Genomic DNA, 14,175 nt, shown 5'->3' on the forward strand with positions numbered 1-14,175 from the left:
CCTTATCCTCTTTTCCATCTTGTACCTTGAGCGGTATCTTCTAAAATAATATTACGTTCTTTTAAATCGTCACGAATTTGATCAGACAATGCGAAATCGCGATTTTTACGAGCTTCAATGCGCTTTTGGATAAGCTCTTCAATTTCTTCATCCAGTAATTCTTCTTTTGATAATTCTAATCCTAAAATATCAAATAACGTTTCCAATTGTTTTACGTATGCTTCAATTACAACTTTAGATGTATGCTCTTCAAGTAAATATTGATTTGCATGATTTGCTACGTTGTATAATTCGGTAATTGCATTTGCAGTGTTAAAGTCATCATTCATTGCCTCTTCAAATGCAGTCTGGAATTTCTCTATTTCAGCTAACCATTTCTCATTATGGTCCGTTAAATCCGTACTACTCTCCATACGATGCTTTAAGTTTCCATAAGCTGTTTTAATTCTTTCCAGTCCATTATTCGTACTTTGTAATAACTCTTCACTAAAGTTAATCGGGTGACGATAGTGTACTGATAACATAAAGAATCTAATTAACTGCGGGTCGTATTGCTTAATAATATCGTGAACTAAAATAAAGTTACCAAGCGATTTAGACATCTTCTCATTGTTAATATTAATATATCCATTATGCATCCAGTAACGTGCAAACGTTTTTCCAGTCAATGCCTCTGACTGCGCAATTTCATTTTCATGATGTGGGAACGCCAAGTCTTGACCACCAGCATGAATGTCAATTGTATCCCCTAAGTACTTACGCGCCATTGCTGAGCATTCAATATGCCATCCTGGACGTCCTTGCCCCCAAGGGCTTTCCCAGAAGATTTCTCCTTCTTTCGCAGCTTTCCATAAAGCAAAATCAAGAGGGTCTTGTTTCTTTTCCCCTACCTCAATACGAGCACCGTGACGTAAATCTGCGATTGGTTGATGTGATAATTTACCGTAACCTTCGAATTCCTTCGTCTTAAAGTACACATCACCCTCTGATTCATATGCATACCCTTTATTCACAAGTTCTTGAATAAATTCAATAATGATATCCATATTTTCTGTTACACGAGGATGAACTGTTGCGTGTTTGCAACCTAGTGCTGTTACATCTTCAAAGTACGCTTCAACAAAACGATCAGCAATTGTCGGTACATCTTCACCTAATTCATTTGCCGCTTTAATTAATTTATCATCTACATCCGTAAAGTTAGATACATATTGCACATCGTATCCTTTGTATTCTAAATAACGACGCACTGTATCGAATACCATAGGAGGTCTTGCATTCCCAATATGAATGTAGTTATAAACTGTAGGTCCGCATACATACATCTTTACCTTATTTTCTTCTAATGGAATAAACTCTTCTTTTTGACGTGTTAACGTATTATAAATGTGAATAGTCATTTTTATCCTTCCTTTCTACCTTTAATTCCAATTGTTTCTTCAATTTATCAATTTCTACTTCCATAGCCTTTAATTTATCAAAAATCGGATCTGGAAGGTCAGAGTGATTTAATTCTTGACCAATCTTTACTCCATTTTGAATAACGACACGGCCAGGTATACCTACAACTGTAGAATGTGCAGGAACTTCTTTTAATACGACAGACCCTGCTCCGATTTTAGAATTCTCTCCCACAGTAATAGACCCAAGAACTTTAGCACCCGTCGCAATTAATACATTATCCTGAATTGTTGGGTGCCTCTTCCCTTTTTCTTTTCCTGTACCACCTAATGTAACCCCTTGATAAATCGTTACATTATCACCAATTTCACAAGTTTCTCCAATTACAACTCCCATTCCATGATCTATGAAAAAGCGTCGACCAATAGTTGCTCCTGGATGGATCTCAATGCCAGTAAAAAAGCGGCTCACTTGTGAAACAAAACGTGCAAGAAAGAAAAAATTTCTTTTATAAAAAGCATGTGCAATTCGATGGGCCCAAACTGCATGTAATCCAGAGTAAGTTAAAATGACTTCGAAATAACCTCTTGCCGCTGGATCCTGTTCAAAAACGACTTCAATATCTTCCCGAAGCCTCTTAAACATCGGTGTTCCCTCCCCTTTATGGGCTGCTTTTTTGTCGAGCAAACTAACTCCCCTAACCCATCACTTCTCCCCTAATTCTTTATATAAGGAGATAAATTCCATATTCATACCTATTTACACGGTATAAAAAAAAAGGCGTCTCTGTCATATTGACAGAGACGCCTTTTAAGCGCGGTTCCACTCTGTTTAGGCTTAAAAAAGCCTCAAACTCATCCATGATAACGGTGTACACCGCTTCTGCTTACTTTGCGGCCTAAGACATCCCACGAAGCAATTCACTGTTCAGCAGAAGACTCGAAGGGGCATTTCAAAAATCCGCTTATAAACCACTCCCAGCCTAAAGGTGGTTCTCTCTGTAAAAAGCCTGATTTTCTACTTCTCCTTCTCGTCGCTTTTCCTTATTAGGTTTTAGGTATACTTATTATATTTCTAAACCTAGAAAATGTTAACCAATTACTTTTTGAAGACGATTTAAAACTTTTTCTTTTCCAAGAAGTGCAATAGCATTCGGAAGCTCTGGACCATGCGTTTGTCCTGTAGTTGCAACACGGATTGGCATAAATAAATTTTTACCTTTATGTCCTGTTTCCTTTTGAACTGCTTTAATCGCTGCCTTAATTGCTGCTGGCTCCATTGCTTCTAGAGCTTCTATTTGACCAGCAAATGCACGAAGTACTTCAGGTACTTGTTCACCATTTAATACTTCTTGTCCTTCTTCTTCATAATCAACATGATCTTTAAAGAACATTTCAGAAAGCTCTACAATTTCAGCTCCAAAACTCATTTGTTCATGGTATAAAGCAATTACATCACGAATCCAAGCTTGGTCTTGTTCGCTTAAAGTTTCTCCCACACGTTCAGCTTTCACTAAATGCGGTAAGCTTAACTCTACAACCGTATCTAAATCTTGCTTTTTCATATACTGGTTGTTCATCCATTTTAGTTTTTGAGAATCAAATAATGCAGGTGATTTTGATAAACGAGCTGCATCGAACATTTTGATAAACTCATCTTTAGAGAAGATTTCTTCTTCTCCTACCGGAGACCAACCTAGTAGTGCAATAAAGTTAAAGATTGCTTCTGGAAGATACCCAAGCTCTTTATATTGCTCAATAAATTGAATAATAGATTCATCACGCTTACTTAACTTTTTACGACTTTCATTAACAATTAGAGTCATATGACCGAATTGTGGAATATCCCAGCCGAAAGCTTCATAAATCATCATTTGTTTCGGTGTATTTGAAATATGATCATCACCACGAAGTACATGTGTAATTTCCATTAGATGATCATCTACTGCTACTGCAAAGTTATAAGTTGGAATTCCATCTTTTTTCACAATAACAAAATCACCGAAATCATTTGAATGGAACGCAACTTCATCTTTTACAATATCTTTGAATGTGTAGTCACGATCAGCTGGTACACGGAAGCGAATACTTGGAATACGTCCCTCAGCTTCAAATTCTTTCACTTGTTCTGCAGTTAATTCACGGTGGTTACCTGCGTAACGAGGTGTTTCACCGCGAGCGATTTGTCCTTCACGCTCTGCTTCAAGCTCTTCTTCTGTCATATAACATTTATAAGCTAAACCACGCTCTAATAAATCTTCATATAATTTTTTATAAATATCTAAACGCTCTGTTTGGCGATATGGTCCAAATTCACCACCAACATCAACACCTTCATCCCAGTCCATACCGAGCCATTTCAAGTATTTTAATTGGCTTTCTTCTCCACCAGCCACGTTACGTTTTACATCAGTATCTTCAATACGAATAATAAACTTGCCATCTAAATGACGAGCAAATAAATAATTAAATAATGCCGTACGCGCATTTCCGATATGTAAGTGTCCTGTTGGACTTGGCGCGTAGCGTACTCTCACTTGCTTTTCCATAATTGGTACACCTTCCATTCTTAATGTCAACACATTCTATAATTGTACACCAAAAAAATGTGATTATCCATCTTACGAATTAAAAACCATTATTTTTTCTGTAATAAAACAACTGCTTGAGAAGCAATCCCTTCTTCTCTACCTGTAAATCCTAATTTTTCTGTTGTTGTTGCCTTTACATTAATGTTATCGATAGACGTTTCTAACAGTTCACTAATGCGCTTACGCATGCTCTCAATATGTGGTGCCATTTTTGGTTTTTGAGCAATAATTGTACAATCTAAATTTCCTAACTCATAACCTTGTTCACGTACAAATCCCCAAACTTTTTGTAACAATACAGCTGAATCTGCATCTTTAAAAGCTGGGTCTGTATCAGGAAAATGCTTTCCGATATCTCCTGCTGCAATCGCACCTAAACATGCATCAGCAATCGTATGTAACAATACATCTGCATCTGAATGACCGATTAATCCTTTCTCGTGTGGAATTGTAATTCCACCGATAATCAACGGGCGCCCTTCCGCAAATTCATGTACATCAAAACCTTGTCCAATTCGAAACATCCTTACTTCCTCCTTAAGCTAAACTACTGAGCTTTATGACTCTATATTATATCGCTATCCTTATAAAGAAAAGCCCGGCTGTTGCCGAGCTTTTCTTTATTAACACATCATCAACGTTATTTCTTCTGAACACGTAGGAAACTTTCAGCAATTAATAGATCTTCCGGAGTCGTCACTTTAATATTATAGTAACTCCCCTCTACTACACCTACTTGCTTCCCAACACGTTCTACGAGACTTGCATCATCTGTGCCAAGAAAACAACTTTGCTTTGCGCTTCTATGAGCTTCTAGCAAAAGAGAAACAGAGAATCCTTGTGGTGTTTGTACAGCGTTAAGTTGAGATCGCTCTACCGTTTCTACAACAACACCCCGCTCTACTTTCTTAACAGTATCTTTTACTGGCACTGCACAAATGGAAGCTCCATATTTTTCTGCTGCAGTTAATACATCGCGAATCACTTTATTCGTTACGAACGGGCGCGCCCCGTCATGCACAAGAACATATTCGACACCACTCGCATACTGAAGTGCGTTATATACGCTATCTTGTCTTTCGGCTCCACCCTGAATAAATTGTACGTGCTTTTCAATCTGGTACTTCTGCATTAACTCTTCAAAATACGGGCGTTCCTCTTCGTTAATTGCCATAATAATACTTTTGCACGCTTTATCTTTTTCAAAAGCACGCAATGTGTGCACAATAATTGGTACTTCATCTATAAGTAAAAATAACTTATTTTTACCAGCACCCATTCGTTTTCCTTGGCCCGCTGCCGGAATAATTAATGTATACATATTAATAATCCTCTACTTATAATGCTTTTTCTAGCAATTTACGTTTTGCGAAAATCATACGACCAGCCGATGTTTGTAATACGCTAGTAACAAGTACGTCAAGTTGTGAACCCACATACTCTCTACCATCTTCTACTACAATCATCGTACCATCATCTAAGTATGCAACACCTTGATTTTGTTCTTTACCATCTTTCACAACATAAACACTTAATTCTTCACCAGGGAGTACGACTGGTTTAATCGCATTAGCTAAATCATTAATGTTTAACACCGTAACCCCTTGTAATTCAGAAACTTTGTTTAAATTGAAATCGTTTGTTACTACAGTTCCACCAGTGATTTTTGCCAACTTTACAAGCTTGCTATCTACTTCTTGGATATCATCGAAATCGCCTTCATAAATTTCTACCGGAATTGGCATCTCCTTTTGAATACGATTTAAAATGTCTAGTCCTCTGCGGCCACGATTACGCTTTAAAGCATCTGAAGAATCGGCAATATGCTGAAGCTCTTCTAATACGAATTGCGGAATGACAATTGTTCCTTCTAAAAACTTTGTTTGGCAAATATCTGCAATACGTCCATCAATAATTACACTCGTATCAAGAATTTTCCAATGAGTCGTAGATTTTTCCGCTTCGACCTCTACCTCTTCATTCTCACTATTGTTTTTCTTCTTACCTCCGCGTTGGGGTAATGTAAATAATCCTAGCAATTCATTCCTCTTTTTAAATCCTACTTGGAATCCTAAATATCCAAGTAAAAGGGTGAAGAACACTTGCAACACCGTACTAATAACTGGAATTGTAAATTCACGAATTGGTATCAAAATTAAATATGCAACAATAAGACCAGAGATTAATCCTAATGTACCAAATAAAACATCTGCTACAGGCGCCTTTACAAGAGCCTCTTCAATATGCTTAATAAGTTGAACAATATAATCTACAAGCCAAAATGTTGTTAAAAATAAAATAATTGCACCAATAATTGCACGAACATACGATCCTTCCAACAAAGGAACCGCACCGATATCTAATACATTAATAATTTTTGGGATTAAGTAAATCCCTAACGCTCCCCCGATCACTAAAAAGAAGAGCTGTACAATCCGTTTTAACATCCAACCACCTCCTACTCATTATTAACCATTGTTTCGCTAATCAAAACGCCGAATGCAAAAGCGGACGTGTTTTTTTGTAAATAGTTTTATTTACCAATATATCATATCATATACCAAAAATGTTCTAGTGTCGTTATATTATAGAATCAATGTAATATTCTTAATTGTGTCTACTCATATAGAGATGCTCTTGAATTCTTTTTAGACCTTCTCGTATTTTCTTCGCTCTCACTTCTCCAATTCCTTCCACATCATCCAATTCATTAATAGTTGCTCGGCAAACACCTTGCAATGTTTTAAATCGATTAATTAAATTCTCTATAATAAGTGGCGGAACACGAGAAATCTTGCTTGTAATTCGATACCCTCTAGGTGTCACACTTTCTTCTAAACTTGTTTGTCCTGGATAGCCAAGTAATTTAACTAAATCACTATCCTCTAAAAGTTGTGTATTTGCAAGATCTTGTAACTTTTTCAAGATTTGATGATGGTCTTGTGTTTTCTCCTGGTGATAATCTTTAATTAACAATGCTGCCTCTGCCTCTAAATCAGCTAGTAATTCTGTAAGCTGTAAACGAATTAACCTACCTTCTGTTCCTAACTCATGAATATAGCTCAATATTTCATTTTTTATACGCAGCACCATTTCAACACTATGTAAAACGTGAACCACCTCGGACATTGTAACGACCTCTTCAAATTCTAGAATGCCCAAATTCGTAATGCCGTCATTCCATACAGCCTTATATTTTTCTAGCGTTTGAATTGCTTGATTTGCTTTTGTTAAAATGACACCTATATCTTTTAATGTATAACGTAAGTTCCCTTGATATAGCGTAATTACATTACGTCTTTGTGAAATGGCCACAACAAGGCTGCCCGTCTGCTTTGCTACACGCTCTGCTGTTCGGTGACGCATACCTGTTTCAATAGAATCAATAGATGAATCCGGAACTAACTGTGCGTTTGCAATTAAAATTTTACTTCCAGTTTCATTTAAAATAAGTGCTCCATCCATTTTTGCTAATTCATATAAACTAGCAGGAGAGAATGCGCAATTAATATGAAAACCACCATCAACAATGCTTTTAATCTGCTCATTATACCCAAGAACAATTAGTCCCCCTGTTTGTGCGCGAAGTACATTATCTATCCCTTCGCGCAGTGGTGTTCCCGGGGCCACGAGCTGTAAAATATTAATTATACTTTTGACACGTTGCTTATTTTCTTCCATAGCCTAGCCTCCTAATGTCAAACGAAGCGCTTCTCCTAAATTAGAAACACCTACAACCTCAATCCCCTCTGGAATTGTCCACCCCCCTAAATTTTTTCTAGGAATGATAGCACGTTGAAATCCTAATTTAGCTGCTTCTTGTACACGTTGTTCGATTCTTGATACTCTTCTTATTTCTCCAGTTAATCCAACTTCTCCTATTACCGCATCAGTTGGTGCCGTAGATTTATCTCTAAAACTTGAAGCTATACTTAAGGCAACAGCTAAATCAATTGCCGGTTCATCTAATTTCAAACCACCAGCTACTTTTAAATACGCATCTTGATTTTGTAATAGTAAACCTGTTCTTTTCTCTAGTACCGCCATAATAAGCGAGACACGATTATGATCAATTCCTGTCGCCATTCTTCGAGGGTTTCCAAAACTAGTAGGGGAAATTAATGCCTGTATTTCTACTAAAACTGGTCTTGTTCCTTCCATTGAGGCAACTACTGTTGAACCTGCAACTCCAACTGGTCTTTCCTCAAGGAAAATCTCAGAAGGATTTAAGACTTCTGCAAGGCCAAGTTCTTTCATTTCAAAGATACCCATTTCATTCGTAGAACCAAAACGATTCTTTACAGCTCGTAAAATACGATATGTATGGTGTCGATCTCCTTCAAAGTAAAGAACTGCATCGACCATATGTTCTAGCATACGCGGTCCCGCAATTGCACCTTCTTTTGTCACATGCCCTACGATGAAAATTGGGATTCCCTTTGTTTTTGCAAGTTTCATTAATTCTGCTGTACATTCACGTACTTGCGCCACACTACCAGGAGCTGATGTCACCTCAGGTAAATGTATCGTTTGAATAGAATCAATAACAACAAAAGCAGGATTCATCTCTTCAATATGTGCTGCAATACGCTGTAAATCTGTCTCTGATACAACAAATAGATTACTACCATTTACATGTAAACGATCTGCACGAAGTTTAATCTGCTTTGCTGACTCCTCACCTGATATATACAATACATCATATGAAGCATCTGCTAATTGCGAGGAAATCTGTAATAATAACGTTGATTTTCCAATCCCAGGGTCCCCACCAATAAGTACTAAAGATCCATCTACAATTCCGCCACCTAGTACACGGTTAAACTCCTGAAATTTTGTTTCAATACGTGCCTCAGACTTTGTTTCTACTTCTGTAAGACGTCTTGGTTTTGTTACTTCTGTTTGAATTGCATTTGCATAATTTAGGCGTCTGGATGATACAACTGGTTCCATCTCTTCAACAAGCGAATTCCATTGACCACACCCTGGACATTTACCCATATATTTTGGTGATTGATAACCACACTCTTGACATGTGAATTTTGTTTTCTTTTTAGCCATATCTTTTTATATTTCACTTCGCTTTCATCTATAAACATTTGACCTTCTCGTACAAGAAAGAGGGCTATCTCGTAGCCCTCTTAGTTTGTCTATACTTATTTTACCTTTTCAGCACTATGAATGACAAATGTTTCCCCTTCTACATCAAAGATAACTTTTTGTCCTTTCTCAATAGCACCTTTTAAAAGTTCTTCCGATAGTCTATCCTCTACATGCTTCTGAATTGCTCTACGTAGTGGACGAGCACCATATTCACGATCAAACCCTTTATCAGCAATAGCTGCAATCGCCCCTTCTGTTAATTGCAATTCAATTTCTTGTTCTTTTAAGCGATTCACTAACTGATTTACCATAAGAGTCACAATTTCTTGAATATGTTTTTTCTCAAGCATATGGAATACGATAATTTCATCAATACGGTTTAAGAATTCTGGACGAAATGCCTTTTTCAGCTCATCCATTACTTTACCTTTCATATCCGAATAATCACGGCTTTCATCTTGTACGTTAAATCCAAGATGTTTGTTACGTTTTAACGCCTCAGCACCAACGTTAGACGTCATAATAACAATCGTATTACGGAAGTCAACTGTACGTCCTTTAGAATCAGTTAAACGACCATCTTCCAATACCTGTAGTAAAATATTAAATACATCAGGATGCGCCTTCTCTACTTCATCTAATAGGACAACTGAATACGGCTTACGACGAACCTTCTCTGTTAATTGTCCGCCTTCTTCATACCCAACATATCCTGGAGGAGAACCAACTAAGCGAGAAGTTGAATGTTTCTCCATATACTCAGACATATCAATGCGAATCATTGCATCCTCATCACCGAACATAGATTCTGCCAATGCTCTTGCTAATTCTGTTTTACCTACACCTGTTGGTCCTAAGAAAATAAATGAACCAATTGGACGTTTCGGATCTTTCAGTCCTGCTCTTGCACGACGAACAGCTTTCGCTACAGCCACTACCGCTTCATCCTGGCCGATGACACGATCATGAAGAATGGATTCTAAGTTTAATAATTTATCAGTCTCTGTTTGTGCAAGTTTAGAAACAGGGATACGTGTCCATGTAGAAACGACATTTGCAATATCTTCTACCGTAACCTCTGAATTTTCTTTTCCTTGTTGTTCTTTCCACTGACGCTTTGTATCTTCCAATTTCTCACGTAAGCGTTGTTCCATATCACGTAAGGAAGCAGCCTTTTCAAACTCTTGACTTTGTACAGCCGCATCTTTTTCTTTTCGAATTTCCTCAAGCTTCACTTCAAGCTCTTTTAAGTTTGGTGGTGTTGTATAAGAACGTAAGCGAACCTTTGAAGCAGCTTCATCAATTAAATCAATTGCTTTATCTGGTAAGAAACGATCCGTAATATAACGATCGGAAAGTTTCACAGCTGCATCAATTGCATCATCTGTAATAGACACACGGTGATGGGCCTCATAACGATCGCGTAAACCTTTCAAGATTTGAGTTGATTCTTCTAGACTCGGCTCATCAACATGAATTGGCTGGAAACGTCTCTCTAAAGCTGCATCCTTTTCAATATATTTACGATACTCATCTAAAGTTGTCGCACCAATACATTGTAATTCTCCGCGTGCTAAAGATGGTTTTAAAATATTTGATGCATCGATTGCACCTTCTGCTCCACCTGCACCGATTAATGTATGAAGTTCATCAATAAATAGAATAATATTCCCTGCTTGACGTATTTCATCCATTACTTTCTTTAAACGATCTTCAAACTCACCACGATATTTCGTCCCAGCTACCACTGTTCCCATATCTAGTGTCATAACACGCTTATCTCTTAACGTTTCAGGAACTTCATTATTTACGATTTGCTGTGCTAACCCTTCAGCAATTGCTGTTTTACCTACACCAGGCTCTCCAATTAACACTGGATTGTTTTTTGTTCTACGGCTTAACACTTCAATTACACGTTGAATTTCTTTACTACGTCCAATAACAGGATCCAAACGATTCTCACGTGCAACAACTGTTAAGTCGCGCGCTAAACTGTCTAGTGTCGGTGTATTTGCATTTGTCGATGAACCACCTTGGTGACCTGAACTTGCTTCGTTACTTCCAAGAAGTTGTAACACTTGTTGTCTTGCTTTATTGAGGCTTACACCTAAATTATTTAATACACGTGCCGCTACACCTTCACCTTCACGGATTAAGCCAAGTAAAATATGTTCTGTTCCAACGTAAGAATGTCCTAGCTTACGCGCTTCATCCATAGACAATTCAATAACTTTTTTAGCACGAGGTGTATAATGTACAGTTTGAGAAGCTTCTGTTCCACGTCCAATTAACGCTTCTACCTCTTTTTGCACTTTCTCCGGGCTCAATCCAAGAGCAATTAACGCTTTTGCTGCAATTCCTTCACCTTCGCGTACAAGCCCAAGTAAAATATGTTCTGTTCCAATGTTATTATGCCCAATGCGAATTGCTTCCTCTTGAGATAAAGCTAATACTTTCTGTGCTCTTTCTGTAAATCTTCCAAACATCATAGAAATCGCCTCCTACTTGCGCTTAGTTTTTTTCAATACGTAATCGCTCACGGATTAAGGTTGCTCTTCGATAATCTCTTTCTTCTGGTCCTAAAGGTCCTCCTGCATATTGTTGTAAAATACCAGGTTGCGTAAGAACCATTAGCTCAGTCAAAATATTTCTCGATATACCTTTTATATATCCTAGATCAATACCGAGTCGTACATCCGATAAGCAAGTTGCCGCTTCTGCAGATTGAATTAAACGACTGTTTGCTAGTATACCGTAAGAACGATAAACCTTATCTTCAAGCTCAATACTCGAATTTTGTACAATTAATTCTCTGGCCAATTTTTCTTGTTGTATGATTTGCTGCATGACACTCTTTAAATCTGCAATAATATCTTCTTCGGATTTCCCTAGCGTCATTTGATTTGATACTTGAAATATATTACCTAACGCTTCGCTACCTTCACCGTATATTCCTCTTACTACTAAACCTAATTTTTGAATTACTTGTATAATACGGCTAATTCTTTTTGTTAAAACCAGCCCTGGTAAATGAATCATTACAGAAGCTCTTAATCCTGTACCAACGTTAGTAGGACAACTCGTAATATATCCAAGTGATTCATCAAAAGCATATTCAACCTCTTTTTCAATCCAATTATCTATTTGATTGGCGCTTTGAAGCGCCTTTGATAACTGTAGTCCTGGAAATAGGCACTGAATCCTAATGTGGTCTTCCTCATTAAGCATCACACTAATGTGTTCGCTTTCTGATAACAGACATGCTCCATATTCAGTCCCTGCTAGATTTGGACTAATTAAATGCTTTTCAACTAAAACTCTCCTTTGAAGAGGAGTTAATTCATTCATTTTTAATAGTCCAAACTTCCCAAAGGGCTCTACCGCTTTATTTATAAATTTCTTTTTAAATAATTCTTGAACCTTTTGAGCTTCCTCTTCGTTTTGCATAGTAGAAAATTGATATTGCTTAAAATTACGAGCCAAACGAATTCGACTACTTAAAACAATATCAGAATCAGGGCCATCCCCCTTCATCCATGGACTAATCGCTTCATTCATAATTTTGTCCAGTGACATAGAACTACTCCCCCTCTCTATGCTCACTAAGCTGAGTTTCAAGCCCTCGAATTTCATCTCTTACCTCAGCAGCTTTCTCAAACTCCTCATTCTGTACATATTGTTTCAGAATAAGTTTTAGTTCATCTAATTCTTTCTTTAAGTGGATATTTCCTTCCATTCGTTCCGGAATTTTTCCACAATGTTCTGTATGTCCACCATGAAGTCGCTTTAACAATGGGTTTAAGTGTCCTTTAAATGTATCGTAACAAGAAGCACAACCAAAGCGTCCCACCTTTGTAAAATGTTCATATGTCATCTTACAACCTGGACATCTTACTGTATTTGTATTTGAAAACCCGTTTTTTCCTTCTCCAAACATTGTTGATTCACCGTGTAATAAACCAGCAAATACATCATGAAATGAAAAGTTAGACTGTGATGATTGAAAGAAAGACGTATAGCCACTTTGCTCTGCACATTGCTCACAAAGATGAACTTCCGCCTTCTTCTCGTTGATTACTTTTGTATAATGTAAAGTTGCTGGTCTTATATTACAGTTTTGACAAGTCATCAATATCCCCACCTTTACAACAGGAACGATCTACCTCATGATACTTTTCATACATTACTAGATTGTCCTCTTTCCTTAATCCATTTAGATAAAAGTACATGCTCTTTTTCAAAACTTCTACAATATTTAACTGCCCTATCTTAATTATCATTCTTTTACAAAAGCTGTATTTATTTATATTTCAGTGTTCTTAACATTGCGCATAATATTCGAGCCCTAAGTTCATCTCGAGAAGGAATATCCATTGATAATACAGAACGATCTAGTACACTTAACATTAGTTTTGCTTCACGGCCTGTTATAATTCCCTCTTCTAATAAACGTATAATCATACTCTCTGCATTCCCTTGTGCAACGCTATGATCAATCATATGAAGCATTTGATCAATAATGTCTATATCATCATGCAGTTTGACTTTTATAATGCGAATGTAACCTCCTCCACCACGTTTACTTTCTACTACAAATCCTCTTTCTAATGTAAAACGGGTATTGATTACATAATTGATTTGAGATGGTACGCACTCGAAGCGATCCGCAATCTCATTTCTTTTGATTTCAATCACATTATTATTACTTAAGTCAATAACTTGCTTTAGATATTGCTCAATGATATCAGATATATTTCTCATTTATCCGCCACCTTTATTGACTTTGACTATCTTTGACTTTAATTATATACGTATTAATAAAATTTGCAACTCTTTTGCTTATTCACTATCCTAGCCACATTCCCCTGCATTTAATCAAAATAGTAATTATTTAAGCACATTTTTTTAATTACTATGGATTATAAAAGAAAATACGAAAAAACACGAGTCATTTGACTCGTGTTTAGTTGCTTGGCGACGTCCTACTCTCACAGGGACAAGGTCCCAACTACCATCGGCGCTAGAGAGCTTAACTTCCGTGTTCGGTATGGGAACGGGTGTGACCTCTCTGCCATCATCAC

At 37.1% G+C, this 14,175-nt stretch carries 12 protein-coding genes, 1 rRNA gene and 1 other annotated feature; all 13 genes read right to left on the reverse strand.

What is annotated here, in order from left to right:
- Positions 1-2 precede the first annotated feature (2 nt).
- Positions 3-1,400, reverse strand: coding sequence for a cysteine--tRNA ligase (cysS, locus tag CGQ22_RS28740; RefSeq protein WP_000152251.1), 1,398 nt, complete (start codon positions 1,398-1,400; stop codon positions 3-5).
- The gene (gene cysE, locus CGQ22_RS28745; RefSeq protein ID WP_000476496.1) at positions 1,381-2,046 is read right to left on the reverse strand and encodes a serine O-acetyltransferase; all 666 of its coding nucleotides are present in this window, start codon (positions 2,044-2,046) and stop codon (positions 1,381-1,383) included. Before cysE ends, cysS begins: the two co-directional genes overlap by 20 nt.
- Positions 2,047-2,197: 151 nt before the next feature.
- Positions 2,198-2,444: a binding site (T-box leader), on the reverse strand.
- Between the two features lie 47 nt (positions 2,445-2,491).
- Positions 2,492-3,949, reverse strand: coding sequence for a glutamate--tRNA ligase (gene gltX, locus CGQ22_RS28750; protein WP_000415141.1), 1,458 nt, complete (start codon positions 3,947-3,949; stop codon positions 2,492-2,494).
- 89 nt (positions 3,950-4,038) lie between these two features.
- The gene (ispF, locus tag CGQ22_RS28755; protein WP_000488392.1) at positions 4,039-4,515 is read right to left on the reverse strand and encodes a 2-C-methyl-D-erythritol 2,4-cyclodiphosphate synthase; all 477 of its coding nucleotides are present in this window, start codon (positions 4,513-4,515) and stop codon (positions 4,039-4,041) included.
- A 116-nt stretch (positions 4,516-4,631) separates the two neighbouring features.
- A complete protein-coding gene (gene ispD / locus CGQ22_RS28760; protein ID WP_000288285.1) occupies positions 4,632-5,312 on the reverse strand; it encodes a 2-C-methyl-D-erythritol 4-phosphate cytidylyltransferase in 681 nt (226 codons plus the stop codon).
- 16 nt (positions 5,313-5,328) lie between these two features.
- Entirely contained in the window at positions 5,329-6,438 is a 1,110-nt protein-coding gene (locus CGQ22_RS28765) for a PIN/TRAM domain-containing protein (RefSeq protein WP_000919677.1), read from the reverse strand.
- 160 nt (positions 6,439-6,598) lie between these two features.
- Positions 6,599-7,672 carry a DNA integrity scanning diadenylate cyclase DisA gene (gene disA, locus CGQ22_RS28770; RefSeq protein ID WP_000392158.1) on the reverse strand — a complete coding sequence of 358 codons (1,074 nt, stop codon included), beginning with the start codon at positions 7,670-7,672 and terminating at the stop codon, positions 6,599-6,601.
- A gap of 3 nt (positions 7,673-7,675) precedes the next feature.
- On the reverse strand, positions 7,676-9,052 hold the full coding sequence (gene radA, locus CGQ22_RS28775) for a DNA repair protein RadA (protein WP_001085202.1): 1,377 nt from the start codon (positions 9,050-9,052) through the stop codon (positions 7,676-7,678).
- 95 nt (positions 9,053-9,147) lie between these two features.
- A complete protein-coding gene (gene clpC / locus CGQ22_RS28780; RefSeq protein WP_000971184.1) occupies positions 9,148-11,583 on the reverse strand; it encodes an ATP-dependent protease ATP-binding subunit ClpC in 2,436 nt (811 codons plus the stop codon).
- Between the two features lie 22 nt (positions 11,584-11,605).
- Positions 11,606-12,670 carry a protein-arginine kinase McsB gene (gene mcsB / locus CGQ22_RS28785; protein ID WP_000050842.1) on the reverse strand — a complete coding sequence of 355 codons (1,065 nt, stop codon included), beginning with the start codon at positions 12,668-12,670 and terminating at the stop codon, positions 11,606-11,608.
- 4 nt (positions 12,671-12,674) lie between these two features.
- Entirely contained in the window at positions 12,675-13,223 is a 549-nt protein-coding gene (mcsA, locus tag CGQ22_RS28790; RefSeq protein ID WP_000128402.1) for a protein-arginine kinase activator protein McsA, read from the reverse strand.
- 170 nt (positions 13,224-13,393) lie between these two features.
- Positions 13,394-13,855: a transcriptional regulator CtsR gene (gene ctsR / locus CGQ22_RS28795; RefSeq protein ID WP_001244565.1), complete on the reverse strand. Its 462-nt coding sequence runs from the start codon at positions 13,853-13,855 to the stop codon at positions 13,394-13,396.
- A 208-nt stretch (positions 13,856-14,063) separates the two neighbouring features.
- A 5S ribosomal RNA gene (rrf, locus tag CGQ22_RS28800) occupies positions 14,064-14,175 on the reverse strand; the annotation flags it as partial.

Origin of the sequence: Bacillus sp. M13(2017) (assembly GCF_002218325.1) — a bacterium.
Classification (GTDB): Bacteria; Bacillota; Bacilli; order Bacillales; family Bacillaceae_G; genus Bacillus_A; species Bacillus_A thuringiensis_K.